Raw genomic sequence first — 14,526 nt, 5'->3', positions numbered from 1 at the left:
CCGGTCGTCCCAAATGAGGACGGCCGTCCTTTCATCCGATGATCGTCTGGTCAAAATTGCTGACCGAACGGTAAGGTCGTGGCAGCCGGCCACCCCCCAGGGCTGGCAGCGCCCCGGTGTCCCCTCCCCCCTCGGCGCCGGGGCTTCTCTTTTGCCGGCTCATGGCGGCAGTCCCGGATGGCAGCGGCCGAGCGCCGGCGCGGTGGTCCCCGGCCCGGCTGCCCCGCCCGGCTGCGGCGACGACAAGCCGCTGGCCCCCCAGTCACCTGGGAGGCCAGCGGTGCAACAGGGAGGAGACCTCAGCTCAGGCCGTGATGCTCCAGCTGTCGATGTATCCAGTGTCGCCGCGGTAGACGTCCCGCACCCGCAGCTTCCAGCTGCCGTCCGCGCTGTAGGCGGACAGGTTCTTGGTGTAGGTCGTCACGACGTTGTCCGCGCCGTCCCAGATGCTCGCCGACTTCAGGTTGATCACCGCGCCAGTGGGCGAGATCAGGTCGATCACCAGGTCACCGCGGTAGGTGTGCTTGATGTCCACCGAGATCTTCGCCGACGACGACGCGTTCCGCCCACAGTTGGACAGGGTGATCGTGCTGGTCACCGCGCTCCCCGCGTCCGGGATGCTGACGTCGGTGGTGTTGCTACCGCTGCACGAGCCCGGCTCCGGCTCCGGGTCGGTGTTCCCGTCGCTGCCGGTGTACAGCAGCACGTTCGGCGAGCCCGAGCCTGGGTTGCCGACCTTGCCCTGGGTGCCCTGGGACACCAGGTGGTCACGGACCGCCTGAGGCGAAGCGGACGGGTTGTCGGCCAGGTACAGCGCGGCCGCGCCCGCGACGTGCGGCGTGGCCATCGAGGTGCCGCTGATGGTCCGCTCGTCGGTATCCGACCCCATCCAGGCCGACGTGATGTTCGAACCCGGCGCGAAGATGTCCAGGCACGGGCCGACGTTGGAGAAGTCGGACCGGGCGTCGCTGCTGGTGGTCGAGCCGACCGTGATGGCCTCCGTGGTGCGCGCGGGCGAGGTGTTGCACGCATTCGCCCCGTAGTCGTTGCCCGCGGCCAGCGCGTAGGTCACGCCATCGTTGATGGAGCGCCGCACCGCGTCGTCGACCGCCTGCGAAGCCGGGCCGCCGAGGCTCATGTTCGCCACCGCGGGCTGACCGGACTGGTGGTGGCTGGTCACCCAGTCGATGCCGGCGATCACTCCGTCGTAGGTGCCGCTCCCGGCGCAGTTGAGCACCTTGACCGCGATCAGCTTGACGTCCTTGGCCACGCCGTAGGTCTCACCGCCGACGGTGCCCGCGACGTGCGTGCCGTGACCGTTGCAGTCGGTGTTGTTGCTGTCCACGGTGTTGGTTCCCCACGTCGCCCGGCCTTCGAAGTCCCGGTGCGAGGTGCGGATACCGGTGTCGATGATGTACGCGGTGACGGTGCTCGCCGTGGTGGAGTAGCTGTACTTGTTGTCCAGCGGCAGGTCACGCTGGTCGATGCGATCCAAACCCCACGACGGCGGGTTCAGCTGGTCCGCCGCGACCGACACGCGCTGGTTCTGCTCGACGTACGCAACCGACGGATCGGCGGCGAGGCGCCGCGCCGCCGACTCGCTCATCTTGGCCGCGTACCCGCGCAAGGCGTGTTTGAACGTGCGGGTGACCTTGGCGCCGTACTGATCGGCATGCTCGGACGCCTCCGCGGCGGCCGAGACACCGTCCTTCAGCACCACGATGTAGCTGCCCTCGATGGCGTCCGGGCTGTTGGCGTTGAGGATGGCGCCTTGCTCGGCGGACGCGACCGCCGGGCCGCCCAGCGCGGCAAGGGCCGCGGCGGACGCCACCACCGCGGCCTTGGTCCCTTTCGACCGTCTCACTGTTCCTCCTAGGCAGGGCAAATGCGTGCCGTGCGGGCCCACATTTCCAGGGGGTGATCACGTTCGGTCGAACGTGGTGATCGAGACTAGGTCTGCGCCGTTGCGGCAAGACAGTCCTTGATATGCGGACTGTTCTGTGTACGCGGCTCGCCCGATTGGTCGTTTCCGCGCCGAACACGCGGACGGCGATCATTACCCAAGGTCACACGCGGGCTACGCGCCGTTCGTGCCGGCCGCCACGGGGGTTAAATGTGAAAATATTCCGCAGTCGCTGCGAGTGCGTCCCTCGGTGCTGGCGCCAGCGCCGTGGTGTGCTACTCCGAACGGAGTAGTGCAACAGGTCCAGACGGATCAATACCGAAGCTCTGACTTTCTCGCGATCGATCCCGAAGGAAGCCTGCGGACGTCGCCAGGGCGCTCAGCCATCATGCCGAAGGACCGGCTGCAGCTGGGACCTGCCGGGCAGACAGCGCAGCCGGCCAGCCGGAACCCACCGGGCGGACAGCGCGGCCGGTCAGCCGGACACAGCCGGCCGACCGCGAGCCGAAACCACAGCGGCGCTGGGAGAAACCACGGCGACACCCGGAGAAACCACCGCGACGCCCAGAGAAGCCATGGCGACGCCGGGGGCTGGACGCCCGGCGAGCGGCACGCTCGGCCTGCGCGCGTCCAGCCCCGGCCGATGCTCACGCCACGCCGGATTCCCTGGCTGCCTGGGCAACCGCCGCTGCGACGGCGGGGGCCACCCGCGGGTCGAGCGCGCTCGGCACGATCTTGTCGGGGGCGAGCTCGTCCGCCGCCACCGCGGCGATCGCGTCCGCGGCGGCCAGCTTCATCTCGTCGGTGATCGCCCGGGCGCCCGCGTCCAGCGCACCCCGGAACACGCCGGGGAACGCCAGCACGTTGTTGATCTGGTTCGGGAAATCGCTACGCCCGGTGGCCACGATCGACGCGTACTGCGCCGCTACCTCCGGATGCACCTCCGGGTCCGGATTGGACAGCGCAAACACGATCGGGTCGTCCGCCATCGTCTTCAGCAGCGTCTCGTCGATCGTCGCACCGGACAGCCCGATGAACACGTCCGCGCCGTCCAGCGCCTCGGGCAGCCCGCCGGTCAGGCCCGCCTTGTTGGTCGTCCAGGCCATCTCCTGCTTCACCGGGGTCAGACCGTCCCTGCCCACGTGGATGATCCCGCGGGAATCCAGCAGCGTGATGTCTCCCACACCCGCGGTGAGCAGGATCTTCGCGCAAGCGACCCCGGCAGCCCCCGCGCCGGAGATCACCACCCGCTGCTTGCCGAGATCGCGGCCGAGCACCCGGTTGGCTCCGCGCAGCGCGGCCAGCACCACGATGGCCGTGCCGTGCTGGTCGTCGTGCATCACCGGGCAGTCCAGCGCGTCGATCAGCTTCGCCTCCAGCTCGAAGCACCGCGGGGCGGCGATGTCCTCGAGGTTGACCGCGCCGAACGACGGCCGCAGCCGCACCAGGGTCTGCACGATCTCGTCGACGTCGGTGGTGTCCAGCACCAGCGGGATCGAGTCGAGCCCGCCGAACGTCTTGAACAGCACCGCCTTGCCCTCCATCACGGGCAGCGATGCGCTCGCGCCGATGTCTCCCAGACCGAGCACGGCGGTGCCGTCGCTGACCACGACCACCAGCCGGTGCGCCCACGTGTAGCGTGCGGCCAGCCGGGCGTCCTCCGCGATCGCCTTGCTGACCTGGGCCACGCCCGGCGTGTACGCGATGGAGAGGTCACGGGAGCTGGAGATCGGCCTGGTCGCCGCTACGCCCAGCTTGCCTCCCTGGTGGCCGGCGAAGATGTCCTCGCTGGTTACGGGCGCGCCGCCCGTAACGGGTCCAGGGGCAACGGCGGGGCTAGCAGTCTTCCAGCTGATCTCCATGACGAATTCCTGTCATCAGTACGACATCAGTACGACACGAACGCGACGACGCCGGAGTGGGTCCGGCGTACGGGATTGGCACTCGTGCGGTCAGAACGCGCGCGGCCCGGTGTGGTGACACCGCATGCCGCACGGCGCGGAAGATGTCCGGGGCTGCATCTCGGGTCCGTCGCAGCGCCACCGGACACAGTGGGTGCGGTCCATTGTGACAGGTGTGCCACGCTGCTGGAATGCAGGTACGTGAACTTGCTGTTCCAGGAGCGTTCGAATTCACCCCGCCCAGCTTTCCTGACCGGCGCGGGATGTTCGTGGCACCCTACCAGCGCAAAGCATTCGTCGACGCGGTGGGACACCCGCTGCGGATCGCGCAGACCAACCACAGCGTCTCCAAGCGAGGCGTGATCCGCGGTGTGCACTTCGCCGACACTCCACCCGGTCAGGCGAAGTACGTCTACTGCGCGCACGGCGAGGCGCTGGACGTGATCGTGGACCTTCGTGAGGGGTCCCCGACGTTCGGTGTGGTGGACACCGTGCGGCTCAGCAGCGAGCGGATCAGCGCGGTCTATCTCCCCGAGGGCCTTGGGCACGCCTTCGTGGCGCTGGCCGACCACACGGTGATCGCCTACTACTGCAGCACCGAGTACAACCCGCCCGCCGAGCACGGTGTGAATCCGCTCGACCCGGAGCTGAACCTGCCGTGGCCGCCGGAGATCGATCCGGTGCTCAGCGACAAGGACCGGTCCGCCCCCACCCTGGCCCAGGCCCGCGAGCAGGGGCTGCTGCCCAGCTACCAGGCCTGCATCGAGTGGTACGAACACTTGCGCGCTACCTCTTCCGCGGAGTGATCCAGAGGGTGATGACGGCCTCGGTGACCGGCCGCCCGTCGGTGCCGTAGACGGTCACCGGGACCGGCAGGTCGAACCCGGCAGGGCCGAACGCGGGCAGCTCGTCGAGCGTGGCGACCGCCCGCAGCCTGGAGCGCGCCTTGGCGACGTAGCGCACGGTCATGCTTTTCGGCAGCCATCGGTGACTGCTCGGCACGGTGGCCTCCGCCAGCATGCCCATGGCCACCTCGGCCAGATTGCACGTGGCGATGGCGTGGAACGTGCCGATGTGGTTGTGCACGCCGAACCACTTCGGCGCGGTCACCTCGGCCCTGCCAGGCTCCATCACCCGTACCGTCGGCAGCACGGTCGCGAAGTACGGTGCGCGAGCCATTACCGCGGCCGAGAACAACAGGCGGCCGCCGGGCAGCCGGCTGGCCGTGCGCCACAGGTCGAGGGTCCGCGGCATACCGGCCTCCTTGGTTACTCGCGGGTAGCTTACCGTTCTACGCGGCGCCGGGGCCGACGGCAAGACTGGAGGCCATGACCGTGATCCGATCGACAACCCCGGAAGACGTCCCCGTTGTCGTCGAGCTGGTGCACGAGCTCGCCGCGTACGAGAAGGCTCCGCACGAGTGCCTGCTGACCGCCGAGCAGCTGCATGCGGCGCTGTTCGCCGACAATCCCGCGTTGTTCGGCCACGTGGCCGAGGTCGACGGCCGCGTCGTCGGATTCACCCTGTGGTTTCTGAACTTCTCCACCTGGCGCGGCGTGCACGGCATCTATCTGGAGGACCTGTTCGTGCGCCCCGAGTACCGGGGCCGGGGCATCGGCAAGGCCTTGCTGGCCGAGCTGGCGGCCGAATGCGTGCGCCGCGGCTACGCGCGGCTGGAATGGTGGGTGCTCGACTGGAACCCGGCGACGAAGTTCTATCGCGCACTCGGCGCCCGTCCGATGGACGAATGGACGGTGTACCGGCTCACCGACGAGCCGCTGAAGGCGCTGGCCGCCGAGCGAGCGGGCGGCTAGTCCCGCCCCTGACTGACCCGCGCCGTGGTCAGCGCTCCGCGCCGTCCTGGGCCGCCCACTCCCGCGACGGGGCGCGGAACAGCAGCACGAGCAGCAGCACCCCCAGGACGACCACCGGGACACCCAGCTCCGGCCGGGCCGACGGGCCCGCGGCGTACCAGCCGATGCCCAGCATCAACACCGCGATGACCACGGCGGGCGAACGAGCCCACTGGTGACCGAGCAGCAAACCGGCGCCGCAAGCCAGCAACCCCACGCCGAGCAGGGCGTAGTAGGCGGCTTCACCGTAGATGTTGTTGCCGCCCATGGCGGCATCGCCGGACAGCGCGGCCACGACGAGCACGATCGCAAACACCAGTGACGCCAGGCCGGGCAGAGCGGCGATCACGCCCGCGGCCCGCACCGCGCGCGGAGCTGGTCGGAGAACATCGGCCAGTCGCACCCTGGGCCCCTTCCGGTATGTGACCGAGACCACCCCACTCGGCACACGGACGACACTCTGCGTGAGCGTCACCGATGGTATGCCACCCACTCGGCCGTTTCCTCACCGCGGCCGAGACGTCATGATCTGATCAACGTCGGTGGGTTCCTCCGCCCGCCGACGCGGCTGGTGACCGCCTTCTTGTGCTCCGCGGTCGTCTCGCGGTCGTCAGCCACCGGCGGGTCGGCGGTCGCCGGGTGCAACCCGTCGGCGGACAGGGAGGACGAGGACGAGCAGGCGGGTGCCACACCCGCCCGGAAAGGAGCTGGTGGCCCGGGAGTAGCTCGCGAACCGGTCGACTTCGTGAACGCGCCTGGGCAGGGCTCCAGGCACGTCGGTTGTGGGCTGCGTGCGCCTGGTGCGCACACCTGTCGGCTGTGCCCGCGAGTGCGGGCGCAGTGTGGGATAGGCCTCGCGGCCTGCGCGGAGGCGGCGGATGTCCTCTGTCGGGCCGTACGCTGCCGTCATGCGCGCAGTCCTGGTTGTGAACCCGCAGGCGACTGCCACGACGCCGGGCGGCCGAGACGTGCTCGCGCACGCGCTGGCCAGCGAGGTGAAGCTCGAGGTCGTCGAGACGGCCCACCGCGGGCATGCCACGGCCATCGCCGCCGCCGCCGTTGCCGACGGCGCCGGGCTGATCATCGCCCACGGCGGCGACGGCACGGTGAACGAAGTCGTCAACGGGCTGCTCGGCGGTGCCGAAGTGGCCGGTGAGCCGCGCACGGCGCCGTTGTTCGCGGTGGTTCCCGGTGGGTCCGCCAACGTGTTCGCGCGCGCCGTCGGCTATCCACGCGATCCCGTCGAGGCCACGCACGTCCTGCTCGACGCGCTGACGTCCGGGCGCAGGCGCACGATCGGGCTCGGCCGGGCCAACGCACGCTGGTTCACCTTCAGCGCCGGCATGGGCTGGGACGCCGACGTCGTGGAAGGTGTGGAAGGCAAGCGCGGCAAGCGGACCAGTCCGCTGCTGTACGCGCGGGTGGCTGCCGCGGTCTACCTGCGGCCGCCGCACGGCAGGCACACCCTCCGGCTCGAGCTGCCCGGCCGGGAGCCGGAGATCGTCCGCACCGCGTTCGTCTCCAACACCGACCCGTGGTCGTACTTCGGCCCCCGCCCCATCAGGCTGAACCCGGAGTGCTCGTTCGACACCGGACTCGGCGTCTTCGCGTTGCGCAAGCTCGGCTTCTTCGGGGTGCTCCACCACTTGCGGCAAGCGCTGAACGGCAAGGGACGTCAGCGTGGCCGTCATCTCATCCGCGCCGACGACGTCACGAAGGTGCGCATTCACGCGGAAAAACCAGTAAACTTGCAGGTTGACGGGGATCTGGTCGGTGAGCGTACCGACGTCGAGTTCGTCAGCGTTCCGCAAGCCTTGACAGTGGTCGTGTGACAGCGCGGCTGTCGCACGTCGTCGCGCGGAACGGCGAGCCGACCGTCGGCGAGTGATCGGTTCGGCGAACCGGTCCCTACCACTCGTCGCAAACTCGGCTCCGCTCACCGCACCGTTTTCCCGGCCTTCTCTCCCAGCGAGGAGAGAAACCGCAGGTCAGAGGGGTTGCCCTTAAGGGTGAGTTCGCTCACCGATGGTGAGAAAACTCTTGCCCGTCGCTGCGGTTCGTGAAAGCATTCACAAGCACCCGAAATACGACCGCCATTCGAGACGACCGTGGCGCGGCTGTTCCGCGTCGCCACGAAGGAGCACATCACCATGGACTGGCGCCACCGCGCGGCCTGCCGAGACGAGGACCCTGAGCTGTTCTTCCCCGTAGGGACGAGCGGTCCTGCGCTCACGCAGGTGGCCGCGGCCAAGGCCGTGTGCCACCGCTGCCCCGTCGCGTCCGACTGCCTGGCTTGGGCCCTGGCCACCGGGCAGGACGCTGGCGTGTGGGGTGGCATGAGCGAGGAAGAGCGGCGTGCGCTCAAGCGTCGCCGGGCTCGTATCGGCAGCACGAGCTTCTGACGGAAGCGACACAGGCTTCGACAAGCCTCCCGCAACGGAAAAGAGCCGGCACCTCCTCCCGGGTGCCGGCTCTTTCGTGTGCCCGCAGACCGGCCAGCGACGCCGCACGGGCACACTCCCGACTGCCCCAACGCCGGGTGCACCACCGGCGTCCGCTGCGCTACCCACCGACTAGCTTCGCCACGTCAGCGGTATCCGCAGCTCAGCCTCCGTTCCGGACGGCTCGCAGTTGCGCAGCGACAGCGACCCCCGCAATTCCGACTCGATCAGTGTGCGCACGATCTGCAGGCCCAGTCCTTCCGCCTGTTCAAGCGAGAAGCCGGGCGGCAACCCGCGCCCCTCGTCCACGATGGACACCTCGAGCCACCGGGCCGACCGGGCAGCCCGCACGGTCACCCTGCCCGGCTTGCCCCGTTCGAACGCGTGCTCGGCGGCGTTCTGCACCAGCTCGGCCAGCACCATCACCAACGGCGTCGCCAGGTCGGCGGCCACCACACCGAACGATCCCTCCCGGACCAGTTCCACCGGCGACTCTCCTGCCGTGGTGACCTCCGACAGCATCGGCAGCACCCGGTCCAGCAGCTGATCCAGGTCGACCCGCTCGTCCAGCGACATGGACAGCGTCTCGTGCACCATCGCGATCGACGACACCCGGCGCACCGAGTCCTCCAGCGCCCGCCGGGCCTGGTCGCTCTGCGTGCGGCGGGACTGCAGCCGCAGCAGGGCGGCCACCGTCTGCAAGTTGTTCTTGACCCGGTGGTGGATCTCCCGGATCGTGGCGTCCTTGCTCATCAGCGCCCGGTCCCGGCGCTTGACCTCGGTGACGTCCCGCACCAAGACCAGCGCCCCGGCCGGGGTGCCCGCCGGACGCAGCGGAAGCGCCCGGAACAGCACCACGGCACCACGCCGCGACTCCGCCTCGACCCGGGTGCCGGGCCGCCCTTCCAGCGCCTCCAGGATGCGGTGGGAGACCTCGGTGGCGTCGAACGGATCCGCCAGCAGCGACCGGGTCAAGGGCGCCAGCCGGGTCCCGACCAAGTCGGACTTGTGCCCCATGCGGTGATAGGCGGACAGGCCGTTGGGGCTGGCGAAGACCACCGTGCCGGACGGATCCAGCCGGATGAACCCGTCGCCCACCCGCGGGCTGCTGTGCACGTCGGTGTGCGAGCCCTCGTGCGGGAACGTCCCGTCCGCCACCATCTGGCACAGATCCGACGCGCCCGCCAGATAAGCGATCTCCAGCGAGCTGGGCACCCTGGGCACGCTCAGGTTCGACTCCCGGCTGAGCACCGCAATCACCTGGTCCCGGAACCGGACCGGGATCGCCTCCCGGCGCATCAGGATGTCCCCGTTGGACAACCGGGGCTCCTCCTCGCGCACGATGCGCCCGGTGCGCAGGGCGACCGCGAGCTGGGGGTGCTCGCGCTCGTCGACCCGGCTGCCGACGACGTCCTCGGGATGCGCCGTGGCACCGGTGGTCGGCCGGGCTTGCGCGACGCACGCGAACTGCGACTCGCTGCCCTCGATGGGCACCCACATGAGAAAGTCCGCGAACGACAAATCGGCGAGCAGCTGCCATTCGGCCACCACCATCTGCAGGTGGTCGGCGGCCTCCCCGGACAACCCGGTGTGCTCGGCCAGCAGCTCGGCAAGCGTACTCACGGCACTCCCCTGAATCGACGCACGACGACTCGTGTCAGACTAAGTCGTCCGAAAACCACGAGGAGTACATGGATGTCGAAGCGAGCTCGTAAGCGCCGTGGCCGCAAGAAGAAGAACGCCAACCACGGCAAGAAGCCGAACGCCTGAGTGAGCTAGTCCTCACGCACCTCGACGGTGCCCTCGCCGGCCGCGTCGGACTTCTCGGCGCCCGCCAGGTGCGCCTCGCGAATCTTCGCGCGCAGCCGCTCCTTGAGCTTCTGCGGGGCGTGGTCGCCGCCGCACTTGCGCGCCAGCAGCTGCTTGAGCCCCTCGGAGATGCCGTATTGCTCCAAGCAGTCCGGGCAACCGTCGAGGTGCCTGCGTAGTTCGGCGGCGTGTTCCTCGTGGCACTCCTTGTCCAGCAGCAGATAGACCTCGGCGAGCACGTCGGAGCAGTTGGGCCGGGCGTCAGCGCACTCGTCGCTCATCGCTTCGCCACCTCCACCCCCTGCTTGATGAAGCCCCTCTCACGAGCCACGTCGGCCAGCAGCTCGCGCAGCCGACCGCGGCCCCGGTGCAGCCTGGACATCACCGTACCGATCGGTGTGCCCATGATCTCGGCGATCTCCTTGTAGGAGAAGCCCTCGACGTCTGCCAAGTACACCGCCAGGCGAAAATCCTCCGGAAGGCGCTGCAACGCGTCCTTGACGTCGGCGTCCGGCAGCTGCTCCAACGCCTCCACCTCGGCCGACCGCAGCCCGCGCGACGTGTGGCTCTCGGCCTGCGCCAGCTGCCAGTCCGTGATGTCCTCGGCCGGCTGTTGCAGCGGCTGACGCTGCTTCTTCCGGTACGAGTTGATGTAGGTGTTGGTCAGGATCCGGTACAGCCAGGCCTTGAGGTTCGTGCCCTCCTTGAAGGACGCGAACGCGTTGTAGGCCTTCAGGTAGGTTTCCTGCACCAAGTCTTCGGCGTCGGCCGGATTGCGGGTCATCCGCAGCGCGGCCGAGTACAACTGGTCCAGCAGCGGTAACGCGTCCCGCTCGAATCGCTCGGCGAGCTCGATGCGTTCCGACTCGGTGATCTGACTGGGCAAACCGGTCCTTTCCGTTGCCGCTTCCGGCCCGCGGCGCGCCCTGCACTGGCACACCCCCGGACCCGTCCCCGGGCTCGCCGACGACGGTGCCGAGGATACGCGCGGTGTGGCCGGTCCGCGCCTCGAAGCACGACGTGATAGCCCACGGACTGGACCGGGCGACCGGGTTTCGGTGAACACGCCTGGTGCAACGGTTCACGGCCGCGCAGAATTCCCGCGTGCTCACGACCCGCGGGACACGTTCCGGCAGTGGCGCGACGCTGTCGTAGGCTGCGACGCCATGGCGGGCAAAGGCACTCCGGCCACCACGTTGCTGGCCAAACGCAAGATCAACCATTCGGTGCGCGCCTACCAGCACGATCCCGCAGCGGAGTCGTACGGCCTGGAAGCGGCCGAGGCACTGGGCGTCGAGCCCGACCGGGTGTTCAAGACGCTGGTCGCCGAGGTCGACGGCAAGCTGACCGTCGGCGTGGTTCCGGTCACCCGGAAGCTGAACCTCAAGGCGCTGGCCGCTGCCGTGGGCGGGAAGCGGGCCAAGATGGCCGATGCGGCCGCCGCGCAGCGGGCGACGGGGTACGTGGTCGGCGGGATCTCGCCGGTGGGCCAGCGCAGCCGACTGCCGCTGGTCGTGGACACGTCGGTGCACGACTGGCCGACGATCTATTGCTCGGCGGGCAGGCGTGGGCTGGAGATCGAACTCGCCCCGCACGACCTGATCGCAGTGACCGGAGCCTCAGTGGCGGCGATCGCCGACTGACCCCAGCAGGCACGAACACCTCGGCAAGGAACGCCAGAACCGGCGACCAGACTCACCCCGCACGACCCCATCACCGCGACCAGAGCCCCAGCAGCGGCAATCGCCAGCTAACCCCAGCAGGCACGAACACCTCGGCGAGGAGGGCGCGAGTTCGGTGCCGGTGCCGGACCGACGCCGGTCAGCTCGCCGGGTGCAGGACCGCAGGCAGCGACTCGACGCCGTAGACGATGGAAGCCTTGCGGAACTCCAGCTCTTCCTCCGGCGTGGCCAGCCGCATCTGCGGGAAGCGCTGCAGCAGCGCGGGGAAGGCGGCTCGCAGCTCCATCTTCGCCAGTTCGGCGCCGACACACCGGTGCGGTCCCCAGCCGAACGCCAGGTGCTGCGTCGGCTCCCGCGTGGCGTCGAACTTCTCCATGTCCTCGCCCAGCGACTCGTGCCGGTCGGCCCCGCTGAGCGAGACGACCACCATGTCCCCTGCCTTGATCAGCTTGTCGCCGACCTGGATGTCCTCGCGGGCGAAACGCGGGAAGGCGACCTGCACCACGGTCAGGTAGCGCAGCAGCTCCTCGACGAACCGGTGCACCGCCGGGTCGTCGGCGCTGCCGTTGCTGACGATCTCGCGCGCCTGCGGGTCGCGCAACACCACCATGGTGCCCAGCGCCAGCATGCTGGCCGTGGTCTCGAACCCGCCGGTCAGCACGCCGTCGGCCAGCCCGGCCAGCTCCCGGTCGTCGATGTCGTCGCCGTGCTCCCGGATGATCATGCCGAGCAGGTCGTCACCCGGGTTCTTGCGTTGCTCGCGCACCACGCCGAGCAGGAACTCCAGCGACTCGGAGATCGCGCCCAGCGTGCCCATCGTGCCGCCGATCAGGTCGAACCGCTGCATGGCCAGCCGCTGGAACTCGTCCCGCCTGCCGTAGTCGACGCCGAGCAGGTCGCAGATCACCAGCGACGGGATGGGCAGCGCGAAGTGCTCGACGAGGTCGACCGGCCGGCCGTCCTTGCCCGCGGCGTCCATCTCGTCCAGCTGCCGCTTGATGATCGCGTCGATGTTCGGGGTCAGCCGCTTGAGCCTGCGCGCGGTGAACTCCGGCTGCAGCATCTTGCGCAGCCGCGTGTGATGTGGCGGATCGGCGAATCCCAGGCCGCCGGGGTTCTGCTCGGCGGTGGCGCCCGGTGCCTTGCCGACCAGGTTGCCGAAGTCGTTGCTGAACGCCTTGGCGTCGCTGAGCACCGCTCTGGCCTCCGCGTAGCCGGTGACCAGCCAGATGGTCACGCCGAACGGCACCGGTAGCTTGCTCACCGGCTCGCGACGGCGGATCTCCCCCAGCTCGGCGACCGGGTCGAGGCCGTTGCGCCGCAGCGGCACCAGCGCCGCTTCGGGCAGCTTCTCCAGATCGAACCCGCGGCGGCTGGCCCTGGCCAGGTACAGCCGCGTCAACCACGAAGTCAGTTTCGACTTGATCCGCAACACACCTCGACCGTAGTCGCACGGGTCGTCGCCCTGCCAAGGGGATGTCACCTGAGCGTGCAACGTCACGATCGGCGTTCGCCGGCCTTCACTGCCGCACGCGAACCACCCGGCTCAGCCATTCGCCCACGTAGCGGGCGACGGCAGGCAGATCCGCGAACCGCGAATGATTGCCCCGGACCACGTGCACCTCGTGGTGCGGGCCCGACTCGGGGCACCCGAAGTGGTCCGCGTCGCCCTGCACCACCAGGGTGGGCACCTGCACGGCGTCCAGCTCGGGCTGCCTGGTCGCCTTCCGGTTCCACGGCGGAATCACCGGGAACGCCAGGCACAGCACGGCGATCGCGCCGCCCGCTTCCGCGGTACGGCACGCCACCCGGGCACCGGACGACCGGCCACCGAACACCAGCGGAGCGCCGCCGAACCGTTCGCCGACGACGGTCGCGACGGCCAGCCAGGCCTCGTCGAGCCGTTTCGCCGGAGGTGGGGTGCGGCGACCTGCCACCCGATACGGCTGTTCGACCAGCGCCACGTGTACCCCGGCCTGCTGCGCGGCTCGAGTCACCGCGACCAAGTCGTCAGCCGTGATGCTGCCGCCCGCACCGTGGCCGAGCAGCAGGCAGGCCGATCCTTCCTCGGCGACATGCAGTTCGGCGGCCGCCACACCGGACGGCGTGTCGATCTCGATGCGTGTCATGCCGAGTTGGGCGCGTCGAACAGCGCCGGTTCGTCCAGTTGCTGCGCCGGGTCGACACGTTCGATCAACTCGGGGCCGTTGTTGCGGACGCTGTTCACCCGGTTCGACACCGGCCGCAGCTCCAGCTCGTCCACCAGCTGCAGCGGCGGCGGCTTGAGCAGCTCGGCGACGTCGTCGACATCCGGGTCGAGCCAGTGTCCCCAGGCGTCCCTGGGCAGCACCAACGGCATCCGGTCGTGGATGTCGGTCAGCGGGCCGACCGCGTCGACGGTCAGCACCGAGCAGGTGACCAGCGGCGGAACGTCCCGTCCGGCCTGCGGATCCCGCCACGTCTCCCAGATGCCCGCGAAGGCCAGCGACGAGCCGTCCCTTGTGGTCATGTAGAAGGGCTGCTTGGCGTTCTTGCCGAGGCGCTGCCACTCGTACCAGCCGTCGGCGGGCACCAGGCAGCGGTGCCGCTTGAGCGCCTTGCGGAACGCGGGCTTGCTGGCCGCGGTCTCCGCCCGCGTGTTGATCATTTTGGCGCCGATGGACTTGTCCTTGGCCCAGAACGGGATCAGGCCCCACCGCATCATGCGCAGCTGTCGCTGCGGGGGCTCGTCTTCGAGCACCGTGCCGTCGGCGTCGCGCGGATGCCGCTCCACGACGGTGACGACGTTCTTGGTCGGCGCCACATTGTGGTCGGGACGCGCCTGGCCTTCGGTGTTGTCGGCCGCGTCGAACTCCTTGACCAGGGTCGCCGGATCCTTCGTGGCGGCATAGCGCCCGCACATCGCGGTCCTCCTCTGCTTGAGGTGGCCTTGGCCGC

16 protein-coding genes are annotated in these 14,526 nt (G+C 69.5%); 6 read left to right on the top strand and 10 right to left on the bottom strand.

Translation table 11 applies throughout. From position 1 onward, the window contains the following. Window positions 1–304: 304 nt before the first annotated feature. On the bottom strand, window positions 305–1,864 hold the full coding sequence (locus YWY_RS0111435) for a S8 family serine peptidase (protein WP_028847712.1): 1,560 nt from the start codon (window positions 1,862–1,864) through the stop codon (window positions 305–307). A gap of 686 nt (window positions 1,865–2,550) precedes the next feature. Continuing rightward, window positions 2,551–3,765 (bottom strand): NAD(P)-dependent malic enzyme, encoded by a 1,215-nt coding sequence (locus YWY_RS0111430; RefSeq protein WP_038045021.1) that lies wholly within the window; start codon window positions 3,763–3,765, stop codon window positions 2,551–2,553. A gap of 230 nt (window positions 3,766–3,995) precedes the next feature. Here YWY_RS0111430 and YWY_RS0111425 point away from each other — a divergent pair, with 230 nt between their 5' ends. Next, window positions 3,996–4,610, top strand: coding sequence for a dTDP-4-dehydrorhamnose 3,5-epimerase family protein (locus YWY_RS0111425; protein ID WP_028847710.1), 615 nt, complete (start codon window positions 3,996–3,998; stop codon window positions 4,608–4,610). On the opposite strand, the gene YWY_RS0111420 is transcribed toward YWY_RS0111425, so the two are convergent. Beyond that, on the bottom strand, window positions 4,591–5,058 hold the full coding sequence (locus YWY_RS0111420; protein WP_038045020.1) for a hotdog fold domain-containing protein: 468 nt from the start codon (window positions 5,056–5,058) through the stop codon (window positions 4,591–4,593). The two genes, YWY_RS0111425 and YWY_RS0111420, sit on opposite strands and share 20 nt — an antisense overlap. 74 nt (window positions 5,059–5,132) lie before the next feature. Between YWY_RS0111420 and YWY_RS0111415 the strand changes: the two genes are divergently transcribed. Beyond that, window positions 5,133–5,618 (top strand): GNAT family N-acetyltransferase, encoded by a 486-nt coding sequence (locus YWY_RS0111415; protein WP_028847708.1) that lies wholly within the window; start codon window positions 5,133–5,135, stop codon window positions 5,616–5,618. Between the two features lie 28 nt (window positions 5,619–5,646). On the opposite strand, the gene YWY_RS21570 is transcribed toward YWY_RS0111415, so the two are convergent. Next, window positions 5,647–6,060, bottom strand: coding sequence for a hypothetical protein (locus YWY_RS21570; RefSeq protein WP_156899205.1), 414 nt, complete (start codon window positions 6,058–6,060; stop codon window positions 5,647–5,649). A gap of 505 nt (window positions 6,061–6,565) precedes the next feature. Between YWY_RS21570 and YWY_RS0111400 the strand changes: the two genes are divergently transcribed. Next, window positions 6,566–7,489 carry a diacylglycerol/lipid kinase family protein gene (locus YWY_RS0111400; RefSeq protein WP_028847707.1) on the top strand — a complete coding sequence of 308 codons (924 nt, stop codon included), beginning with the start codon at window positions 6,566–6,568 and terminating at the stop codon, window positions 7,487–7,489. Window positions 7,490–7,807: 318 nt separating this feature from the next. After that, complete coding sequence (locus tag YWY_RS0111395; protein ID WP_028847706.1) at window positions 7,808–8,059, top strand: WhiB family transcriptional regulator; 252 nt, start codon at window positions 7,808–7,810, stop codon at window positions 8,057–8,059. Window positions 8,060–8,230: 171 nt separating this feature from the next. Here YWY_RS0111395 and YWY_RS0111390 read toward each other — a convergent pair whose 3' ends face one another. Beyond that, window positions 8,231–9,721, bottom strand: coding sequence for a sensor histidine kinase (locus YWY_RS0111390; RefSeq protein WP_028847705.1), 1,491 nt, complete (start codon window positions 9,719–9,721; stop codon window positions 8,231–8,233). A gap of 72 nt (window positions 9,722–9,793) precedes the next feature. On the opposite strand from YWY_RS0111390, the gene YWY_RS25035 reads away from it, so the two are divergent. Then, window positions 9,794–9,868 (top strand): 50S ribosomal protein bL37, encoded by a 75-nt coding sequence (locus tag YWY_RS25035; protein WP_425426135.1) that lies wholly within the window; start codon window positions 9,794–9,796, stop codon window positions 9,866–9,868. A gap of 5 nt (window positions 9,869–9,873) precedes the next feature. Here YWY_RS25035 and rsrA read toward each other — a convergent pair whose 3' ends face one another. Beyond that, window positions 9,874–10,188: a mycothiol system anti-sigma-R factor gene (gene rsrA, locus YWY_RS0111385; protein WP_028847704.1), complete on the bottom strand. Its 315-nt coding sequence runs from the start codon at window positions 10,186–10,188 to the stop codon at window positions 9,874–9,876. Further along, complete coding sequence (locus YWY_RS0111380) at window positions 10,185–10,793, bottom strand: sigma-70 family RNA polymerase sigma factor (protein ID WP_028847703.1); 609 nt, start codon at window positions 10,791–10,793, stop codon at window positions 10,185–10,187. Before YWY_RS0111380 ends, rsrA begins: the two co-directional genes overlap by 4 nt. A 280-nt stretch (window positions 10,794–11,073) precedes the next feature. Between YWY_RS0111380 and ybaK the strand changes: the two genes are divergently transcribed. Beyond that, the gene (gene ybaK, locus YWY_RS0111375; RefSeq protein WP_028847702.1) at window positions 11,074–11,550 is read left to right on the top strand and encodes a Cys-tRNA(Pro) deacylase; all 477 of its coding nucleotides are present in this window, start codon (window positions 11,074–11,076) and stop codon (window positions 11,548–11,550) included. 178 nt (window positions 11,551–11,728) lie between these two features. Here the strand turns inward: ybaK and YWY_RS0111370 are convergent, their stop codons facing one another. From YWY_RS0111370 to YWY_RS0111360, 3 genes are all read right to left on the bottom strand, one after another. Beyond that, a complete protein-coding gene (locus YWY_RS0111370; protein WP_028847701.1) occupies window positions 11,729–13,003 on the bottom strand; it encodes a cytochrome P450 in 1,275 nt (424 codons plus the stop codon). Window positions 13,004–13,109: 106 nt separating this feature from the next. Next, window positions 13,110–13,718, bottom strand: coding sequence for an alpha/beta hydrolase family protein (locus YWY_RS0111365; RefSeq protein WP_028847700.1), 609 nt, complete (start codon window positions 13,716–13,718; stop codon window positions 13,110–13,112). Beyond that, the gene (locus YWY_RS0111360; protein ID WP_028847699.1) at window positions 13,715–14,491 is read right to left on the bottom strand and encodes an SOS response-associated peptidase; all 777 of its coding nucleotides are present in this window, start codon (window positions 14,489–14,491) and stop codon (window positions 13,715–13,717) included. The genes YWY_RS0111365 and YWY_RS0111360 overlap by 4 nt, the downstream gene beginning before the upstream one ends. Window positions 14,492–14,526 lie beyond the last annotated feature (35 nt).

This window comes from Thermocrispum agreste DSM 44070 (assembly GCF_000427905.1).
GTDB classification, from domain to species: Bacteria; Actinomycetota; Actinomycetes; order Mycobacteriales; family Pseudonocardiaceae; genus Thermocrispum; species Thermocrispum agreste.
Note: the sequence above shows the minus strand (reverse complement) of the source record. Positions and strands in the feature narration are given on the sequence as shown.

Coding starts and splice junctions, on each gene's coding strand:
- YWY_RS0111430 (WP_038045021.1), bottom strand. CDS start 3,765: ATGGAGATCAGCTGGAAGACTGCTAGCCCCGCCGTTGCCCCTGGACCC.
- YWY_RS0111425 (WP_028847710.1), top strand. CDS start 3,996: ATGCAGGTACGTGAACTTGCTGTTCCAGGAGCGTTCGAATTCACCCCG.
- YWY_RS0111420 (WP_038045020.1), bottom strand. CDS start 5,058: ATGCCGCGGACCCTCGACCTGTGGCGCACGGCCAGCCGGCTGCCCGGC.
- YWY_RS0111415 (WP_028847708.1), top strand. CDS start 5,133: ATGACCGTGATCCGATCGACAACCCCGGAAGACGTCCCCGTTGTCGTC.
- YWY_RS0111400 (WP_028847707.1), top strand. CDS start 6,566: ATGCGCGCAGTCCTGGTTGTGAACCCGCAGGCGACTGCCACGACGCCG.
- YWY_RS0111395 (WP_028847706.1), top strand. CDS start 7,808: ATGGACTGGCGCCACCGCGCGGCCTGCCGAGACGAGGACCCTGAGCTG.
- rsrA (WP_028847704.1), bottom strand. CDS start 10,188: ATGAGCGACGAGTGCGCTGACGCCCGGCCCAACTGCTCCGACGTGCTC.
- ybaK (WP_028847702.1), top strand. CDS start 11,074: ATGGCGGGCAAAGGCACTCCGGCCACCACGTTGCTGGCCAAACGCAAG.
- YWY_RS0111365 (WP_028847700.1), bottom strand. CDS start 13,718: ATGACACGCATCGAGATCGACACGCCGTCCGGTGTGGCGGCCGCCGAA.
- YWY_RS0111360 (WP_028847699.1), bottom strand. CDS start 14,491: ATGTGCGGGCGCTATGCCGCCACGAAGGATCCGGCGACCCTGGTCAAG.